Source organism: Streptococcus sp. 53 (assembly GCF_013276565.1).
GTDB lineage: Bacteria > Bacillota > Bacilli > Lactobacillales > Streptococcaceae > Streptococcus.
In genome coordinates this window covers 31783-51996 of record NZ_VMLG01000011.1, presented here as the reverse complement: position 1 = coordinate 51996, position 20214 = coordinate 31783, and the positions used below count along the sequence as shown (strand labels likewise).

Genomic DNA, 20214 nt, shown 5'->3' with positions numbered 1-20214 from the left:
TTTTCTTTTACAATTACAAGGTACGAAGCGCATCCTCTAGCGCTGTTTTTTGTTGGGTTTGGGCATCAATCTCTTTGATGATACGAGCTGGAACACCTGCTACCACCACGTTTTCTGGGACATCTTGGGTAACAATAGCTCCTGCTGCGACAACTGAACCACTACCGATTTGAACTCCTTCAATAACCACTGCATTGGCACCGATGAGAACATTGTCTCCAACGCGGACTGGTTCTGCGCTAGCTGGCTCAATCACACCTGCCAAAACTGCACCTGCACCAACGTGGCTGTTTTTCCCAACGATGGCACGGCCACCAAGGATGGCACCCATATCAATCATGGTTCCTGCACCGATTTCAGCACCGATATTGATAACCGCTCCCATCATGATAACAGCACTGTCACCAATTTCAACCTGATCACGGATAATCGCACCTGGCTCGATACGAGCATTGATAGCACGTTTATCTAGCAAAGGAACTGCAGAATTGCGAGCATCTTGCTCAACAACATAGTCTTGATTTTCTACCAAGCCATCGAGAAGCGGAGCCACATCTTTCCAGTCTCCAAATAAGACATTCCCTAGTTTAACAACAGAGCTAGGTACAGCAGTTGCGAGTTGTCCCTCAAATGTTACTTTCACACTGGTTTTCTTTTCGGCATTGGCGATAAATTGGATAATTTCTTGAGCGTTCATTTTTGTAGCAGTCATAAGCGTCTCCTAGTTCATTTTAATGATACCTATTCTACCAAAAAAGGCCTCAAATTTGAAGCCTTTTTGTTTGTTTTTAGGTATGATTTTTAGGGATGTGAGATAAAACGTGCTGTCGGTAAAAGCAAGCCCCTACCGATACAACCTAAAAACACTCTTCACAACTATCTCCCCGTGTTTTATTGACTATTCTAGTATAGCACACTTTTAGAATTAAGAAAAGACTTTTTATTTACTTTCTTTCGCTTCTTCTATCGATAGGAAAATCATGGGTAAAATAATCAGCGCCATAGCTAGAAGAAGGGACCAATCCACTACCAATCCTAAAAATAAAACACTCAAAAGGGCAGAAGAGAGAGGTTCACTGGCACTGATAACGGAAACCACCAAAGGAGAAACCAAGGAAACAGCCTTCATGGAAATAAAAAAGGCAAAAGCCGTCCCAAAGAAAGCGATAATGAGACAAATCAAGATACTCCAAATATCAAGAGTAAAGGAAAACTGATAAACTGGTGAGAGAACATTGCTAAATAAACCTGCTAAAATCATACCCCACCCAACCGTGGGTACAAAACCATAGCGCTTCGCAAAAGGTTGAGGCAAGATAACATTAAACATAACCCCCATGGCACTCAGCAAACCTGTTATAAGGGCTAGTGGCGTCATGGATAATTGAGAGAGATCTCCCTTTGTCGCCATCAGGCAAACACCCAACATGGCAACCAAAACGTAAAAAATAGCACTTTTGGACGCTCGTTTTTGATAAACCAAGCGATTGTAAAAGAGGATAAAGACAGGACTGATAAACTGTAAAATAGTTGCTGTCGCTGCATTTGAGTATTCTACACAGAGATAGAAAAAATACTGAACTGAAAAAATCCCCAAAATAGCATAGGCTAAAAAGGGCAGGTAATTTTTCTTATCTCGCCAAATATCTAGCACTTGCGATTTTAATTGCATTGCAGACCAAATGAGCACAAGACTCCCTGCCAGTGTCAAACGCATAGAGGTAATCCAGCCAGAGGACACTTGATAATGAGTAAAGAAATATTCTCCTAAAATTCCACAAATTCCCCAGATTAAGCCGGATAAGAGCGAATAAATGGTTCCTTTAACAATCTTTTTCTGATACTGATTCATACCTTTATTGTAACACGAAAGGAAAAAAGAAAAAAGTGGCAATCCATTGATTAGCCACTTCATTTAGCACAGTTTATAGAACTTATCGTCTCGTCCTTGAAGAAGAAGGTCGTGTAGTACTTGAGTTACTGCTATCGCTAGAACTACTACTTGAACTGCTGGAGCTTGATGGAGTTGGTAGACTCCCCACGATGCTAGACCAAGCATTCTGATAATCCGCATCACTTCCACCAATAGCAAAGCGATAACTTGTCGCTGGCGCCCCTGCCTTATTAGCCCAATAGCTGGTAACAGTCGAACCTGTAACATCTACCTCTTTTCCTTCAACAGAAACCTTCCCTGGTTTTTGACCTGTTGATTTCAAGACTTCGGATTTTACGACACTAGGATCTAAGGCGAAGCGCTCGTTCCCCCAAATGCTTGGGGAGGCTTGCTGAATCGCATTTACCAGATGAGCCATGTAATTAGAGTTATTAGAATAACCTGCTCTACGTGACAATGAATGATTATCATCATGCCCAATCCAGCCACCTAGGGTTAATCTAGGTGTCGAAAGCATGAGCCACATATTTTCGTCTTGGTTGGTTGTACCAGTCTTCCCAATCCAATCTGCATTAGCCAGAGTAGGATTTAAAGAAGTCAGATTCGTCTTGAAGGTTGTTGTCACACGAGAGGATAGAACTTCTCGCAGCAAGCCCTGCATAATCGTCGCAGTAGCTTTTGAATAGACTTGAACCGGTTTATCCTGATACTCATACACCACTCTACCATCTGCTGCTTCAATCTTTGAAATCACATGCTTCTGATGATAAACTCCATTATTAGCTAAGGTCTGATAGCCATTGGTATGCTGGGCAACTGTGACTTCAATACCACCACCCATTGGCAGGCTCTCAATACCGTACTCAGGAATCTCGTAGCCCATCTTTTCCATATAACCTTTCACATCAATACCCTTTTCACGGAGCATACGATAGGTCCAGTAAGCAGGGATATTCCATGAATAGTTCAGAGCTTCTCCCAAGGTCATCATTCCTGTTCCCTTGCTATTACCATACATAATCGGATTGCCATTGGCAAAGTTTGTTGGATAGTTAGATAGAATCGTTTCGCTTCCCATCAAGCCCTGATCAATAGCAATTCCATAGGCCAGTAAAGGCTTGGTAGTAGAAGCTGGCGAACGTTTGGTATCAAAGGCATGATTATTTTGATTTTCTTGATAATTACGACCACCTACAAAGCCTAGAATAGCACCTGTGTGGTTGTCCATCAGGACATTCCCTACTTCTACACGACCTGTTCCATCGTCTAAAAGATAGCCATAGTCAGCAACCGCACTTTGCATGGCAGAATGAATTTTCTGGTCTATGGTAGTAGTAATTTTATAACCACCATTTTCAATCTCCTTGGCTGCCAAATCACGATAAAACTTCTGAGTTGCCTCATTTTTCAACTCCTTAGCGGAGACATTGTCTCTCTGAGCTAGATAATCATACATACGTTCTTGAGCTTCTGCCAAGGCTGTAAAGTATAAATAATCTCGTGAAATTCCTGCAACCGTGCCCGATGGTAAAAAGTCCTGTTTAAGGTCATAATCCTTGTATTGAGAATACTCGTCCTTGCTTAAGGCACCTGTACGATACATACTGTAAAGAACTGCCTTAGCCCGTCTTAAGCCAATTTCTAGGTCTTCATCACTCTTCAACTCCCCAGTATTTTCATAAGGAGAGTAGGTAATGGGACTCTGTGGAAGTCCTGCTAAAAATGCTGCTTGAGGAACCGTCAACTGACTGGCATCTACACCGAAAATCCCCTCAGCTGCCTGCTGAGCTCCTGCAATATTCTGCCCCTTATTATTTCGGCCAAAGGGAGCCACATTGAGATAGGTCGTTAAAATCTCGTCTTTATTCATGGCGCGTTCCAAGGCAAGAGCATCCACAATCTCTGTCGCCTTACGAGCCAAGGTCGGCGCATCCCCAACCACCTGCTGTTTAATTAGTTGCTGGGTCAAGGTTGACCCCCCACTAGAGGAACCCAAACCTACAAATTTCCCCAAGGTCGCACGAATCACCGCCTTGGGTACTACACCCTTATGTTCTTTGAAGTGTTCATCTTCCGTCGCAATGATAGCCTTCTTCAGATTTTCCGAAATTTGCTCAGATGAGATAGAAGTGCGCAACAAATCACTCTCTATGGAAGCAATCACCGTCCCGTCCGAATAGGTAATCTCTGAAATAGAAGAAATATCCTTGACCTGATGTACCAATTCTTCTGTCTGAGGCACCCGCACCTTGTCAAATAAGGCCACTCCGTACCCCAAAGCAATCCCAGCTCCCAAAATTCCTCCTAGAAAACCAAGCACAAAGAGTAAGTTAAATAGGGCTTTTATACTCAGTAAAATAGCTGGAAAAATGGCTGGCTTCTCTAAGGATTTAGATTTTTGGACACTTGAACCTTTCTTGCCAGGGCTAGCTGATTTTTTATTTTTTTGTTTTTGCTGGAAAAATTCCAGCATTTTTCGTTTTAATTCATTTAATTGATTTTGCATGGATTTCCTCACTCTATCTATTATACCACAAAAGGGAAACTTTCAATAAAATAGCCACTTTCTTCCCTATTCTGCTAGGCTATTGCCCAAGTTTGTGATACAATAGGTAGAAACAATAATTTTAAAAAGGAGAAAAGACACATGCACATTTTTGATGAGCTAAAAGAGCGTGGTTTGATTTTTCAAACGACTGATGAAGAAGCTTTGCGTAAAGCCCTAGAAGAAGGTCAAGTTTCTTATTATACTGGCTATGATCCAACTGCTGACAGCCTTCACCTAGGCCACCTTGTCGCAATCTTGACAAGTCGTCGCTTGCAACTAGCAGGTCACAAACCTTATGCGCTCGTTGGCGGTGCTACAGGTCTCATCGGAGATCCGTCCTTCAAAGATGCTGAACGTAGTCTCCAAACAAAAGACACAGTAGATGGCTGGGTCAAGTCTATCCAAGGGCAACTTTCTCGTTTTCTTGACTTTGAAAATGGTGAAAATAAAGCTGTCATGGTCAACAACTACGACTGGTTTGGCAGCATCAGCTTCATTGACTTCCTCCGTGATATCGGAAAATACTTCACTGTCAACTACATGATGAGCAAGGAATCTGTGAAAAAACGAATTGAAACAGGAATTTCTTACACTGAGTTCGCTTACCAAATCATGCAAGGTTACGACTTCTTCGTTCTTAACCAAGACCACAACGTAACGCTTCAAATCGGTGGTTCTGACCAGTGGGGAAATATGACAGCTGGTACCGAATTGCTTCGTCGTAAAGCTGACAAGACTGGCCACGTAATCACAGTACCGCTTATCACAGATGCAACTGGTAAGAAATTTGGTAAATCAGAAGGAAATGCCGTCTGGCTTAATCCTGAAAAGACTTCTCCATACGAAATGTACCAATTTTGGATGAACGTTATGGACGCAGACGCTGTTCGCTTCTTGAAGATTTTTACTTTCTTGTCACTTGATGAGATTGAAGACATCCGTAAACAATTTGAAGCAGCTCCACACGAACGCTTGGCACAAAAAGTCTTGGCTCGTGAAGTCGTTACACTTGTTCACGGAGAAGAAGCTTACAAAGAAGCCCTCAACATCACTGAGCAACTCTTTGCAGGAAACATCAAAAACCTTTCTGTCAAAGAGCTCAAACAAGGACTTCGTGGTGTGCCAAACTACCAAGTACAAGTAGATGAAAATCACAATATCGTGGAACTGCTCGTGTCATCTGGTGTGGTTAACTCAAAACGTCAAGCCCGTGAAGATGTCCAAAACGGAGCTATCTACGTAAACGGCGACCGTATCCAAGACCTTGACTATGTCTTGAACGACGCAGATAAGCTTGAGAACGAACTGACTGTTATCCGTCGCGGGAAGAAAAAATACTTTGTACTGACTTACTAAACTGTTCAACATTTACCTATAGAAAAAAGGAGTTGCCCTCGAGAAAGGTAACTCCTTTTTGTTGTTGATAATCACATCTATCTAGCCTTAATAGACAGGCTACGCAGGACTATGCGTAAGGTTGTTAGATTATGTAAGATAGAGAGATTTGAAGGACTGAGCCAATTAAACAAGCCAAAGCCAATCAAACTACTATTTACGACAACGGTATCTTGAATATTCTTCTTGATGAGTGTTTGCAAAGATGATGATAGCCAATCCAACTCTTGGAAGAAATCCAAACGATTATCTAACAATAAGATATCGCTCATCTGCTTAGAAATATCTGCACTCTCATTCATCACCACACCGATATCTGATAGGGTTAGAGCAGCTGAGTCATTCAACCCATCCCCAACCATCAAAATAGTGTGACCTGCTTTCTGCAGTTCCTCTACTAACTCAAATTTCCCATCAGGTTTCAAGTCTGTATAGACCTGATCAAAGGGCAAATCTTTGACTAATTCCTCTGTTCTAACCAAGGTGTCCCCTGTTGCCAGAATCAATTTTTTCCCTTGTGCCTTAAGTTTCTCCAAGGCCGCTTTTGCTTCTTTTCTCAAAGGAGTATGAATGCAGAACATCCCAATCAATTCATTTTGATAAGCCAAGAATAAGAGATTGTAGTGACTCTTGTACTCTTCAATTAAAGCATTTTGCTCCGAACTGATATGAATCTGCTCATCCTGCATCAAGACATAATTCCCAATAAGAACTGGTTGGCCATCTATATGAGATTTGATCCCCTTGCTTGCGATATATTGGAGTTTCCCATGCATTTCCTCATGTTCAATTCCCTCTATCTCAGCTTGCTTGACGATGGCATTAGCAATAGGATGATAGATGTGCTCCTCAAGACAGGCACTGATTCTGAGAATATCTTCCTCACTATAGTCCCCAAAAGGTAACACCTTTTCAACTATAGGATAACTAGTTGTGATTGTTCCCGTCTTATCAAACAAGAAAGTATCAACTTCCAGATATTTCTCCAAAATATCCCCATCCTTAATCACCATTTCACGATTCAACCCCTCCTTGATAGCTGTCAAATAAGCTACAGGAGTAGAGATTTTCAAAGCGCAGGAGAAATCGACTAATAGAAAAGAAATAGCCTTAGAAAAAGAACCTGTTAATAGGTAAGTCAGCCCAGCCCCCAAGAAATTATATTTGACGACCTTGTCCGCCATCTTGATGAAATAGCGTTGTTTCGTTTTCTTGTTTTCTTCAGATTTCTTCATCAACTCAATCAGTTGTAAAATTCGGCTGTTCATCTGATTATCGGTTACACGAATGCGTAACTCTCCAGTTTCTAATACTGTATTTGCACAAACCAAATCAGACTCTCTTTTTTCAACTGGAAAACTCTCTCCCGTCAAGGAACTTTCGTTGACCATACCTAAACCTGAAACTACTTGTCCATCAAATAAAATTTCATTTCCTTGAGATAGGACCAAGACATCTCCTATTTGAACATCGGAACTCTTGATACTAACGACCGTATCGCCCTGCACTAAGAATACATCACTTTCTTTTGAAAGAAGACTCTGTTCTAAATCTGTTGCAGTTTTTTTCAAGGACCACTGATCTAAATGATTCCCCAAATCAAGCATAAACATGATATTGCTAGCCGTCTTGGATTGGTTCATAAACAAGGACAATAAAATCGCCGAACAGTCCAAGACCTCCATCGTTAGTTCCTTACGCGCTAGTGTTTGATAGGCTTCTCTAATATAACCCAAAGCCTGATAACAAGTCCATATATAGCGAATAGGATACGGCACAAAACTACGAAAAAGTATACGCTTAATCGCTGCACCTGAAACAATAGAATAAGCACTCTCTTCTCTACGAATGGGAAGAGTCATCAACTCAGAAACTTTCCCTTTATCAATTCTTTTTAAAAAGGCTTCTGCATTATCTAATACAGAAAAGCCTTCTTTTATACGTAGAGTAAAGTGCTGTTGATCCATGTAAAACTGGATAGACTCAATCACCTTTTCATCTCTCGCCAAGGAACGAAGATAGTCTTGAATATCCAAGGTGAGTGAAAAAGAAGATGATAGTCGGATATGTTGGTATCCTCTATGTAGCACTTTAAAAGACATATTATTCTCCTATAAGGCTATCTAATTGCTCTTCTTTTTTCTCTTGCTCGTACAAATATTTGGCATCTTGCAAGACATCGTCTCCATGTTGTTTCACAACAGAAACAGATGCGTCTAGCCCGTCTTTCAACTTGTAAGCCTTAGCCAAGGCTTTAGAATAACCTTTTTTAGCTTCCTTACTTGCTAAGATTTTCAAACCAAGGGTACCAAATGCGACACCACCTAAAAAGAGTGATGATTTTTTCGCAACTTTTGCAACGGTTAATACTTCTTTTAACATACTTATTTCCTCCTTATCATTATTATATAGCATTTTGGATATAAAAGCAATTTAATTTTGGCACTTTGAAAAGTAATGATACTACTATTTAATTTTATTACAAATCATCCTAAAGTTGCTTTCATTTGCCTCTTTTGATACACTTAAACTATGAATACAAATCTCAAACCTAAACTTCAGCGTTTTGCTTCTGCGACTGCCTTCGCCTGTCCTATCTGCCAAGAAAATCTGACTCTGGTAGAGAGCAGTCTCAAATGCTGCAACCGTCATTCTTTCGACTTGGCAAAATTTGGCTATATCAATCTGGCACCTCAAATCAAGCAATCTGCCAACTACGACAAAGAAAACTTCCAAAACCGTCAACAAATCCTAGAAGCCGGCTTTTACCACGCTATCTTAGAGACTGTATCTGACTTGTTAGCAAATTCAGACACTAGCACCACAGTCTTAGATATCGGTTGTGGCGAGGGATTCTATTCTCGCAAACTCCAAGAAAATCATCCTGACAAAACCTTCTATGCCTTTGATATTTCCAAAGATTCCGTCCAAATCGCTGCTAAAAGTGAACCCAACTGGGCAGTCAATTGGTTTGTAGGCGACTTGGCACGACTTCCTATAAAAGACGCCAGCATGGATATCCTGCTTGATATCTTCTCACCTGCAAACTATGGAGAATTTCGTCGCGTTTTATCTAAAGACGGTATCTTGATCAAGGTCATCCCAACCGAAAATCACCTCAAGGAAATCCGTCAAAGGGTACAGGACCAGCTGACAAACAAGGACTATTCCAACCAAGATATTAAAAATCATTTCCAAGAACACTTTACCATCCTATCTAGCCAAACGGCCTCTCTGACTAAGACTATCACAGCAGATCAGCTCCAAGCACTACTCAGTATGACTCCTCTTCTCTTTCGTGTCGACCAGAGCAAGATTGACTGGAGCCAACTGACAGAGATTACCATAGAAGCAGAGATTTTGGTTGGGAAAGCATTCTAAACTAGACTTCGCAAAAGTAGAAAACTTACTGAGAATCTTCAATATTACGAAAACGCATAAGAACAGGGGGTCAAGACCTTAATCTTATGCGTTTTGTTATGCAAAAATCACTGGAGTTTCTATACACATTAAGTGGAAATCTTTGAAACCAATTCTTTTAATAACCATTGAACACCATATAGTACATTTACCCCAAATATGATATAGGCCGTATAAATCAAGTATTTCGATTTTTCCCGCCTCAAAGAATAGATCTTGTACAAAATAGATAAATTTAAAATAATAAATAATAGAGACAAAATCTTCCTCCAAAATAAATCCTAAAAGTACACAGTCAAGCATAGTTCTAATCTTTATTTTCGATTCGAAATTACAAACTTATCAATGAACAATAAGTGATATAAGGCCAGTACCAGACCCCAAACGCTACCACGAAAAGAGAATTCTTGATGATTGAGAGGAAACAAATCATGGTTACCAATATAGAGGCAGGTCAAAATGATAAATACAATCCAAAATAAATCAGTCCATTTATATTTTGAAAAATATTTTTTCCACATAAAAACACCTTCTTTCCTACAATCATATTATAACAATTTATGTAAGCGAATACAAGAGATATGAGGTAATCAACTACGAAGAAATATAAGGCTGAAGACAGTAAAAACCAGCATTTTAAGCCTTCACTGTATCTATAATTTCCCTATTTTTAGACAGGATTGACTAAAATCCACAACATTTAAAAAAGCGAATTTCAATCGAAACTCGCTTTTTTACAAAATGTATTAGTATAAATTTGTATCTTAGTTCAAGTGCCAGATGTCTTCGTTATACTGAGCGATTGTACGGTCAGATGAGAAGAATCCTGCTTTAGAAATGTTAACGATAACTTTATCCAACCATGCGTCACGGTCTTCGTAGTCAGCCAACATTTGCTCTTTAACCTTGATGTAGTCTTCCAAGTCAAGAAGAGTCATGAACCAGTCTTTGTTGATCAATTCATTGTAAAGACGTTCCAAGCGCTCTTTGTTTCCAGCTGCAAGAACTGCATCGCTAACGATGAAGTCAACCAATGGTTTGATAGCTTCACGAGCGTAGAATTCGCTTGATTTGTAAGCTGCTTTTGCGTAAAGGTCGATAACAGTTTCTGAATCTTCACCGAAGATGTAGATGTTTTCATCTCCAACCAACTCAGCGATTTCCACGTTAGCACCGTCCATAGTACCAAGAGTCAAAGCTCCGTTCAACATGAATTTCATGTTACCAGTACCTGAAGCTTCTTTAGAAGCAAGTGAGATTTGTTCTGAAATATCACATGCTGGGATAAGGAAGCTTGCTGCAGTAACGTTGTAGTTTTCAACCATAACTACTTGCAAGTGTGGAGCTACTGCTGGATCGTTAGCAATCACTTCTGACATGCAAAGGATCAAGTGGATGATATCTTGAGCAATTGTGTAGGCTGGAGCTGCTTTACCACCAAAGAAGATTGTGATTGGACGAGCAGGGATGTTACCAGCTTTGATGTCAAGGTATTTGTGGATCACGTACAAGGCGTTCATTTGTTGGCGTTTGTACTCGTGAAGGCGTTTGATTTGGATATCAAAGATAGAGTTTGGATTGATTTCCACACCTTGGTGTTCTTTCAAGTGACGAGCCAATTTACGTTTGTTGTGAGCCTTGATGCTTTCCAATTTTTCTTTGACAGCTGCTTTGTCTTCATAAGACAAAAGTTTTTCAAGCTCATCTGCTTCATGGTGCCAACCATCTCCAAGAATCTCATCCAAGTAGTGAGACAATCTTGGGTTAGCATGCATGAGCCAACGACGGAAAGTGATACCGTTTGTTTTGTTGTTGAATTTTTCTGGGTAAAGGTCGTAGAAGGCTTTCAACTCAGAATTTTTCAAGATTTCAGTGTGGAGTGCCGCTACCCCGTTAACACTGTATCCGTAGTGGATATCCATGTGAGCCATGTGAACACGTTCGCTCTCATCGATAATTTGAACAGCTGGATCTTTGTATTCTGCTTTCACGCGACGGTCCAATTCTTTAATGATTGGTACCAAGTGAGGAACCACTTCTTGCAAGAATTCAAGAGGCCATTTTTCAAGGGCTTCAGCAAGGATTGTGTGGTTAGTGTAGGCAGTCATACTACGAACGATTGAGATTGCTTCGTCAAGCTCGATACCACGTGCAGTCAAAAGACGGATCAATTCAGGAATCACCATTGATGGGTGAGTATCGTTGATTTGCACAACTGCGTAGTCAGCAAGGTCATGCAAGTTGCTTCCTTTTTCGATTGCTTCGTCGATGATCAATTGCGCACCGTTTGAAACCATGAAGTATTGTTGGAAGATACGGAGCAATTCACCTTGACGGTCACTATCATCTGGGTAAAGGAATAGAGTCAAGTTACGAGCGATATCTGTCTTGTCAAAGCTGATACCGTCTTTAATAATAGAAGAATCAACTGAATCCAAGTCAAACAAACGCAAGCGGTTCTTCGTTTCTGTCTTGTAACCAGGAACATCAATATCATAAAGAGTTGATGTCAAAGTAAAGTCTGCAAATGGCACTTGGTAGCTACGGCTTGAGCGAACCAACCAGTTTTGCTCTGTCAACCATGCATTTGGAATTGTTTCTTGTTGGTTGTTTTTAAGAACTTGTTGGAAAAGACCAAAGTGGTAGTTAAGACCAACACCGTCACCATTCAAACCAAGAGTAGCAATTGAGTCGATAAAGCAGGCAGCCAAACGTCCCAAACCACCATTACCAAGAGATGGTTCCAATTCAACTTCTTCGACTTCGATCAAGTCTTTACCTGCAGCAGCAAGTTCTTTTTTGACATCGTCGTAAAGACCAAGGTTGATCAAGTTGTTTGACAAGAGTTTACCAATCAAGAACTCAGCTGAGATGTAGTAAACTTTTTTCTTACCAGTGTTGACTGGTTTTTGGCTACTTGCAAGCTTGCTGTAGTTAAGAAGAGCAAGGTAAAGCTCTTCATTGCTACATTCTGCAATGGTTTTATTGTAACGATTTTGTACAAATTCTTGTAGTGATAACATGTTTAAGATGTCTCCTGATATTGTATTATTTCTTTAATTCTACCAAATTTTCATTAATTCGGCGATAGATTGTTGTCAAGTCAAGCAAACCTTCCTCGACAGCTGGTGTCAATTGTTCTTCAGTCATACGCCAAGACCAGTTTCCACCAAGGGTAGATGGGAAGTTCATACGAGCTGTCTCATCCAATTCTAGCAAATCTTGCATAGTTGCAATTGCCATGAAACTAACTGATGAAAAGACTGTACGAAGCATAGCGTGTGGAACTGTTTCGTATTCTTTACGGTTAGTATAGCGAGCCATGTACTCACGAGTCGCATCATCAATCTCGTTACGGTACCAACCAAGGACCGTATTGTTATCGTGTGTTCCTGTATACATAACTGAGTTAGCAGGTGCCAAGTGTGGGCTATCAATGCTTTCATCTTCTGGGTTGAAGGCAAATTGAAGAATCTTCATTCCTGGGAAGCCAGTACGTTCACGCAATTCGATAACTTCATCAGTCATGAAGCCAAGGTCTTCTGCGATGATGTTTAACTCACCAAGTTCTTCCTTAACGGCTGCAAAAAGCTTGTAGCCTGGACCTTTCACCCACTCACCAGGTGCTGCTGTATCGGAACCAGCAGGGATTTCCCAGTAAGATTCGAAGCCACGGAAGTGGTCGATACGAACGATATCGTAGATTTTGAAGCTTTCACGCAAGCGTTCAATCCACCATTTGTAACCGTCTTTATCCATTGCTTCCCAGTCATAGATTGGGTTACCCCAAAGCTGACCAGTTGCAGAAAATTCATCTGGTGGGCATCCTGCGATGCAAGTAGCCTTACCATTGACATCTGTCTTGAAGAGATGTGGATTTGCCCACATATCGCTTGAATCTTCCGCTACGTAGATTGGCATGTCTCCAACGATTTCGATGTGGTTGTCGTTAGCGTAAGCTTTCAATTTCAACCATTGTTGGAAGAAGAAGTACTGAGTCACACGGTGGTAAACCAACTTGTCTGCCAATTGCTCACGGTAGCTTTCAAGTGCTGAAGCTTTACGAGCACGAGCATCTGCATCTGGCCATTCTGTCCAAGCAAGATTGTCAAAATGCTCTTTGATAGCCATATACTCAGCAAAGAGCTCAAGCCATGATTGGTTGTCTTGAGCAAATTTCTCAAAATCTTTAACATCTCCGAATTCAAAGAAACGTTTCACCGCTTTTTCTAAAAGAGGACGACGTGCATAGTAAATCTTAGCATAGTCAACCTCAGACGCATCGCTACCAAAGTCAACTCCTTCAAGGTCACTGGCTTCCAACAAACCTTGCTCCACCAAGATATCTAAATCGATAAAATGAGTGTTTCCTGCGAAGGCTGAGAAAGATTGGTAAGGAGAATCCCCGTAACTAGTTGTTCCTAATGGAAGGATTTGCCAGTAACGTTGTTTTGTACGAACCAAGAAATCAACGAAGTCGTAAGCACTTTGACCAAACGATCCGATTCCGTAAGCTCCTGGGAGAGAAGAGATGTGCATCAACACACCACTTTGACGTTTTTTCATAATAGCACCTCATGTGTTAAAATAATGGAACGTTGCGTATTTTAACAGACGCAAACGTTTGCGTTACTTATAATTATACTCCTTTTCAAGCATAATTGCAAGCGTTTTTAAAAAACTTTTTTGATTATTTTTAAGGAGACTAACCCATTTTAGCAAAGATAACTTATACTCAATGAAAATCAAAGAGCAAACTAGGAAACTAGCCGCAGGCTGTACTTGAGTACGGCAAGGCGACGTTGACGCGGTTTGAATTTGATTTTCGAAGAGTATTAAAACTATCTAATCCTAAAGTTTGAGCCTCATGGGACAGTCTAAAAAGTGCAAATCCTCCCCTAGAAAACTTGAATTTAGATGCAAGGAGGCACAAAGGTCTATAGAAAATAGATAGGAATTAGAAACAGGGAGATAGCTCCTCCTGATTTCCCTCTTTAGACAGATTCCATCTATTTTTTATTAAAAATACTGTATTCTTATCTAATTCATACTTTTCTTCTATATAAAAGGCAAAATCATGCTATCAAATCAAGCTTAAAATTTTTTTAAAATTTTTACAAAAAACACTTGCAACCGTTTTCTATTTGTGCTATACTAAGCTCATAAAGGAAAACGTTTGCGTTTTCCTTATCAATAAAACTTGTTATTCTTTAGGAGGAATACACTATGTCATCTAAATTCATGAAGAGCGCTGCTGTGCTTGGAACTGCTACACTTGCTAGCTTGCTTTTGGTAGCTTGCGGAAGCAAAACTGCTGATAAACCTGCTGATTCTGGTTCATCTGAAGCGAAAGAAATCACTCTTTACGTTGAGGACCAATACAAAGCTTATGCTGAAACAGTAGCTAAAGCTTATAAAGAACAATCAGGAACAACAGTTAACATCAAATCTGGTGACCAAATGGGTGGGCTTGACAAACTTTCTCTTGACAACCAATCAGGTCAAGCTCCTGACGTTATGATGGCTCCATACGACCGTGTAGGTAGCCTTGGTACTGACGGACAACTTTCAGAAGTGAAATTGAGCGACGGTGCTAAAACAGATGATAAAACTAAATCTCTTGTAACAGCTGCTGACGGTAAAGTTTACGGTGCTCCTGCCGTTATCGAGTCACTTGTTATGTACTACAACAAAGACTTGGTAAAAGAAGCTCCAAAAACATTTGCTGACTTGGAAAACCTTGCTAAAGATAGCAAATACGCATTCGCTGGAGAAGATGGAAAAACTTCTGCTTTCCTAGCTGACTGGACAAACTTCTACTTTGCATACGGACTTCTTGCTGGTAACGGCGGTTACGTATTCGGACAAAACGGTAAAGACGCTAAAGACATCGGTCTTGCAAACGACGGCGCTATCAAAGGTGTAGAATACGCTAAAACTTGGTATGAAAAATGGCCTAAAGGTATGCAAGATACGGAAGGAGCTGGAAACCTAATCCAAACTCAATTCCAAGAAGGTAAAACAGCTGCTATCATCGATGGACCTTGGAAAGCTCAAGCCTTCAAAGACGCTAAAGTAAACTACGGTGTTGCAACTATCCCAACTCTTCCAAACGGAAAAGACTACGCAGCATTTGGTGGTGGTAAAGCTTGGATCATCCCATCAAGCACTAAGAACCTTGAAGCTGCTCAAAAATTTGTAGACTTCCTTGTTTCAACTGAACAACAAAAAGCCTTCTACGATAAGACTAACGAAATCCCAGCTAACACTGAAGCTCGTTCATACGCTGAAGGTAAAAACGATGAGTTGACAACAGCTGTTATCAAACAATTCAAGAACGCTCAACCAATGCCAAACATCTCTCAAATGTCAGCAGTTTGGGACCCAGCTAAAACAATGTTGTTTGAAGCTGTAAGCGGTAAGAAAGATGCTAAAACAGCAGCTAACGATGCTGTAACATTGATCAAAGAAACAATCAAACAAAAATTTGGTGAATAAAAAATTTGTTCAAGGGGGGTGGAAATCAAATCCCCCTTTGAATTTATCAACAAAAACACAAATAGTTTAGGTTTTATCTAGAAACCAGTATCCTATGAAAGGAGTTATTATGGAAAAGCAACAACCTAGTAAAGCAGCCCTGCTGTCTATCATTCCTGGGTTAGGACAGATTTACAATAAACAAAAAGCCAAAGGTTTTATCTTCCTTGGTGTAACCATCGTATTTGTCCTCTACTTCCTAGCACTTGCAGCCCCTGAATTGAGCAATCTCATCACTCTTGGTGACAAGCCAGGTCGTGACAATTCCCTCTTTATGCTGATTCGTGGTGCCTTCCATTTAATCTTTGTAGTTGTTTATGTACTCTTTTATTTCGCAAATATCAAAGATGCTCATACAACTGCCAAACACATTAATAATGGTATTCCAGTAGCACTTACCTTTAAAGAAATGGTCAAAGGAATCTATGAAAATGGCTTCCCTTACCTCTTGATCATTCCATCTTATATTGCCATGACTTTTGCAATCATCTTCCCAGTTATCGTAACCTTGATGATTGCCTTTACTAACTACGACTTCCAACACTTGCCACCAAACAAATTGTTGGACTGGGTTGGTTTGACAAACTTTACAAACATTTGGAGCTTGAGTACCTTCCGTTCTGCCTTCGGTTCTGTTCTTTCTTGGACTATCATTTGGGCTTTATCTGCCTCAACTTTACAGATCGTGATTGGTATCTTCACAGCTATCATTGCTAACCAACCATTTATCAAAGGAAAACGTATCTTTGGTGTTATTTTCCTTCTTCCTTGGGCTGTCCCAGCCTTCATCACTATCTTGACATTCTCAAACATGTTTAATGATAGTGTCGGTGCTATCAACACTCAAGTCTTGCCGATCTTTGCTAAATTCCTTCCTTTCCTTGATGGTGCTCTTATCCCTTGGAAAACAGACCCTACTTGGACAAAGGTTGCCTTGATTATGATGCAAGGTTGGCTTGGATTCCCATACATCTACGTTTTAACTTTAGGTATCTTACAATCTATTCCTAACGACCTTTACGAAGCAGCTTATATTGACGGTGCTAATGCTTGGCAAAAATTCCGCAACATCACTTTCCCAATGATCTTGGCTGTTGCAGCACCTACTTTGATTAGCCAATACACCTTCAACTTTAACAACTTCTCTATCATGTACCTCTTCAATGGTGGAGGACCTGGTAGTGTCGGAGGTGGAGCTGGTTCAACCGATATCTTGATCTCATGGATCTACCGTTTGACAACAGGTACATCTCCTCAATACTCAATGGCGGCAGCTGTTACCTTGATTATCTCTATCATTGTCATCTCAATCTCTATGATCGCATTCAAGAAACTACACGCATTTGATATGGAGGACGTCTAAGATGAATAACTCAATTAAACTCAAACGTAGACTGACTCAAACCCTTACATACCTTTACCTGATTGGTCTATCAATTGTCATTATCTACCCACTGTTGATTACCATCATGTCAGCCTTTAAAGCAGGTAACGTCTCAGCCTTTAAACTAGATACTAACATCGACCTCAATTTTGATAACTTTAAAGGCCTCTTCACTGAAACCTTGTACGGTACTTGGTATCTCAACACTTTGATTATCGCCTTGATTACCATGGCTGTTCAAACAAGTATTATCGTACTTGCTGGTTATGCTTACAGCCGTTACAACTTCTTGGCTCGTAAACAAAGTTTGGTCTTCTTCTTGATTATCCAAATGGTGCCAACTATGGCCGCTTTGACAGCCTTCTTCGTTATGGCGCTTATGTTGAACGCCCTTAACCACAGCTGGTTCCTCATCTTCCTCTACGTTGGTGGTGGTATCCCGATGAATGCTTGGCTCATGAAAGGCTACTTCGATACAGTGCCAATGTCTTTAGACGAATCTGCAAAACTAGACGGTGCAGGACACTTCCGCCGCTTCTGGCAAATTGTTCTTCCACTTGTTCGCCCAATGGTTGCCGTACAAGCTCTCTGGGCCTTCATGGGACCTTTTGGGGACTACATCCTCTCTAGTTTCTTGCTTCGTGAGAAAGAATACTTTACTGTTGCCGTAGGTCTCCAAACCTTCGTTAGCAATGTGAAAAACATGAAGATTGCCTACTTCTCAGCAGGTGCTATCCTCATCGCCCTTCCAATCTGTATTCTCTTCTTCTTCCTACAAAAGAACTTTGTTTCAGGACTTACAAGTGGTGGCGACAAGGGATAATATATCCCCGCCACCCTTTTTCATTTTATACTCTTCGAAAACCTCTTCAAACCACGTCAGCTTCCATCTGCAACCTCAAAGTTGTGCTTTGAGCAACCTGCGGCTAGCTTCCTAGTTTGCACTTTGATTTTCATTGAGTATTAGCGATTGTTACTGTAAATAACATCCTTACAACAAGCAATTTTTCTCCTAGACTTGAAATAAAGCGCATTTCTCTATATAATAATACTCATATAGAAAACACCTTTTAGAAAGATACCTATGCTTCCATATCCATTTTCCTATTTTTCAAGTATTTGGGGATTTCGTAAGCCCCTGTCCAAACGTTTCGGGCTCAACTGGTTTCAACTTCTCTTTACCAGTATCTTCCTTATCAGCTTGTCTATGGTACCCATTGCCATTCAAAACAGCTCCCAGGATACTTATCCGCTAGAAACCTTTATCGATAATGTCTATGAACCATTGACAGATGAGGTTGTCCAGGATCTCTCTGAACACGCTACAATTGTTGATGGCAAATTAACTTATACTGGAACAGCTAGTCAAGCCCCTTCTCTTTTAATCGGTCCAAGTCAAAGCAAGGAATTACCTAAGGACTTGCAACTGCATTTCGATACGAATGAGCTCGTCATCAGCAAGGAAAGCAAGGAACTGACTCGTATCTCTTACCGGGCGATTGAGACTGAGAGTTTCAAAAGCAAAGACAGCTTGACCCAAGCGATTTCTAAAGACTGGTACCAACAAAATCGTGTCTATATCAGTCTCTTCCTAGTTCTCGGTGCCAGCTTCCTCTTTGGTTTGAATTTCTTTATCGTCTCTCTAGGGGCTAGTCTTCTCCTTTATATCACTAAGAAATCACGCCTCTTTTCATTTAAAACCTTTAAAGAGTGCTACCATTTTATCTTGAACTGTTTAGGATTGCCGACTCTGATTACGCTTATTTTGGGATTGTTTGGCCAAAATATGTCAAACCTCATCACTATACAAAATATTCTTTTTGTCCTTTATCTGGTCACTATCTTTTATAAAACGCATTTTCGTGATCCAGATTACCATAAATAGGAGATTTTTATGCCCGTTACGATTAAAGACGTGGCCAAGGCTGCTGGTGTTTCGCCTTCAACCGTAACCCGTGTTATTCAAAATAAATCAACCATTAGCGACGAAACTAAAAAACGCGTTCGCAAGGCGATGAAGGAGCTCAATTACCACCCCAACCTCAATGCTCGCAGTTTGGTAAGCAGTTATACGCAAGTTATCGGCTTAGTGCTTCCTGATGACTCAGACGCCTTCTATCAAAATCCTTTCTTCCCATCTGTCCTCCGTGGTATCGCTCAAGTTGCTTCTGAAAACCACTACGCTATTCAGATTGCAACAGGTAAAGATGCCAAAGAGCGTCTTAAAGCTATTTCTCAGATGGTCTATGGTAAGCGTGTAGATGGTTTGATTTTCCTCTATGCCCAAGAAGAGGACCCTTTGGTTAAGTTAGTAGCAGACGAGCAATTTCCTTTCCTTATCTTAGGTAAATCTCTATCTCCCTTCATTCCACTTGTCGATAATGACAATGTCCAAGCTGGTTTTGATGCGACAGAGTATTTCATCAAAAAAGGATGCAAGCGAATTGCCTTTATCGGAGGGACTAAGCGACTCTTCGTAACACAAGACCGTCTGACAGGTTACGAGCTAGCTCTAAAACAACACCAACTTCCTCTCGATACTAATCTGACTTACTTTGCTACTGAATTTCTTGAAGATAATGGTTATCGCTTTAGTAGACTTCTCTTCAAACACGATCCAAATATTGATGCTATTATTACCATTGATAGTCTCCTTGCTGCAGGGGTCTGTGATTACATCGCAAAACACCAACTGGATGTCCCTGTCCTCAGCTTCGACTCAGTCAATCCCAAGCTCAACTTGGCAGCCTATGTCGATATCAATAGTTTGGAGCTTGGTCGTGTTTCCTTTGAAACTATTCTCCAGATTATCAGCGATGCTAAAAGCAATAAACAAATTTGTTACCGTCAGTTAATCGCCCACAAAATTATAGAAAAATAAAAACCAGCTCGCGCTGGTTTTTTAGTCATTATACTCAATGAAAATCAAAGAGCAAACTAGGAAGCTAGCCGCAGGTTGCTCAAAGCACAGCTTTGAGGTTGGAGATAGAACTGACGAAGTCAGTAACCATACCTACGGTAAGGCGACGCTGACGT

At 40.7% G+C, this 20214-nt stretch carries 15 protein-coding genes; 7 read left to right on the top strand and 8 right to left on the bottom strand.

Annotated features, from left to right (window positions below):
• Window positions 1-13: 13 nt before the first annotated feature.
• From dapD to pbp1b, 3 genes are all read right to left on the bottom strand, one after another.
• Entirely contained in the window at window positions 14-712 is a 699-nt protein-coding gene (dapD, locus tag HT722_RS03990; protein WP_164226280.1) for a 2,3,4,5-tetrahydropyridine-2,6-dicarboxylate N-acetyltransferase, read from the bottom strand.
• Window positions 713-940: 228 nt separating this feature from the next.
• Window positions 941-1852: a DMT family transporter gene (locus tag HT722_RS03985; RefSeq protein ID WP_173277690.1), complete on the bottom strand. Its 912-nt coding sequence runs from the start codon at window positions 1850-1852 to the stop codon at window positions 941-943.
• 82 nt (window positions 1853-1934) lie between these two features.
• On the bottom strand, window positions 1935-4400 hold the full coding sequence (pbp1b, locus tag HT722_RS03980; protein WP_173277688.1) for a penicillin-binding protein PBP1B: 2466 nt from the start codon (window positions 4398-4400) through the stop codon (window positions 1935-1937).
• Between the two features lie 141 nt (window positions 4401-4541).
• Between pbp1b and tyrS the strand changes: the two genes are divergently transcribed.
• Complete coding sequence (tyrS, locus tag HT722_RS03975) at window positions 4542-5798, top strand: tyrosine--tRNA ligase (RefSeq protein WP_000546889.1); 1257 nt, start codon at window positions 4542-4544, stop codon at window positions 5796-5798.
• A 77-nt stretch (window positions 5799-5875) separates the two neighbouring features.
• On the opposite strand, the gene HT722_RS03970 is transcribed toward tyrS, so the two are convergent.
• Both HT722_RS03970 and HT722_RS03965 read right to left on the bottom strand, forming a co-directional pair.
• A complete protein-coding gene (locus tag HT722_RS03970) occupies window positions 5876-7939 on the bottom strand; it encodes a heavy metal translocating P-type ATPase (RefSeq protein WP_173277686.1) in 2064 nt (687 codons plus the stop codon).
• A gap of 1 nt (window position 7940) precedes the next feature.
• Window positions 7941-8219 (bottom strand): DUF6110 family protein, encoded by a 279-nt coding sequence (locus HT722_RS03965; RefSeq protein WP_000910910.1) that lies wholly within the window; start codon window positions 8217-8219, stop codon window positions 7941-7943.
• A gap of 150 nt (window positions 8220-8369) precedes the next feature.
• Between HT722_RS03965 and HT722_RS03960 the strand changes: the two genes are divergently transcribed.
• Window positions 8370-9218: a putative RNA methyltransferase gene (locus HT722_RS03960; RefSeq protein WP_173277684.1), complete on the top strand. Its 849-nt coding sequence runs from the start codon at window positions 8370-8372 to the stop codon at window positions 9216-9218.
• Window positions 9219-9571: 353 nt separating this feature from the next.
• On the opposite strand, the gene HT722_RS10715 is transcribed toward HT722_RS03960, so the two are convergent.
• The 3 genes from HT722_RS10715 to malQ all read right to left on the bottom strand — a co-directional run bounded on the left by HT722_RS10715 (window position 9572) and on the right by malQ (window position 13823).
• Entirely contained in the window at window positions 9572-9778 is a 207-nt protein-coding gene (locus HT722_RS10715; protein ID WP_345789573.1) for a hypothetical protein, read from the bottom strand.
• 243 nt (window positions 9779-10021) lie between these two features.
• Window positions 10022-12280, bottom strand: a complete 2259-nt coding sequence (gene glgP / locus HT722_RS03955) for a glycogen/starch/alpha-glucan family phosphorylase (protein WP_173277682.1) — start codon at window positions 12278-12280, stop codon at window positions 10022-10024.
• Between the two features lie 25 nt (window positions 12281-12305).
• Entirely contained in the window at window positions 12306-13823 is a 1518-nt protein-coding gene (gene malQ, locus HT722_RS03950) for a 4-alpha-glucanotransferase (RefSeq protein ID WP_173277680.1), read from the bottom strand.
• A gap of 660 nt (window positions 13824-14483) precedes the next feature.
• Here malQ and HT722_RS03945 point away from each other — a divergent pair.
• From HT722_RS03945 to HT722_RS03925, 5 genes are all read left to right on the top strand, one after another.
• Entirely contained in the window at window positions 14484-15755 is a 1272-nt protein-coding gene (locus HT722_RS03945) for an extracellular solute-binding protein (RefSeq protein ID WP_000095466.1), read from the top strand.
• 109 nt (window positions 15756-15864) lie between these two features.
• Window positions 15865-17157: a sugar ABC transporter permease gene (locus HT722_RS03940; RefSeq protein WP_000414955.1), complete on the top strand. Its 1293-nt coding sequence runs from the start codon at window positions 15865-15867 to the stop codon at window positions 17155-17157.
• 1 nt (window position 17158) lies between these two features.
• Window positions 17159-18001, top strand: a complete 843-nt coding sequence (locus tag HT722_RS03935) for a sugar ABC transporter permease (protein WP_004236955.1) — start codon at window positions 17159-17161, stop codon at window positions 17999-18001.
• Between the two features lie 261 nt (window positions 18002-18262).
• Entirely contained in the window at window positions 18263-19063 is an 801-nt protein-coding gene (locus tag HT722_RS03930) for a DUF1189 domain-containing protein (protein ID WP_173277678.1), read from the top strand.
• A gap of 9 nt (window positions 19064-19072) precedes the next feature.
• On the top strand, window positions 19073-20059 hold the full coding sequence (locus tag HT722_RS03925) for a LacI family DNA-binding transcriptional regulator (RefSeq protein ID WP_112444810.1): 987 nt from the start codon (window positions 19073-19075) through the stop codon (window positions 20057-20059).
• The last annotated feature ends 155 nt before the right edge of the window (window positions 20060-20214 follow it).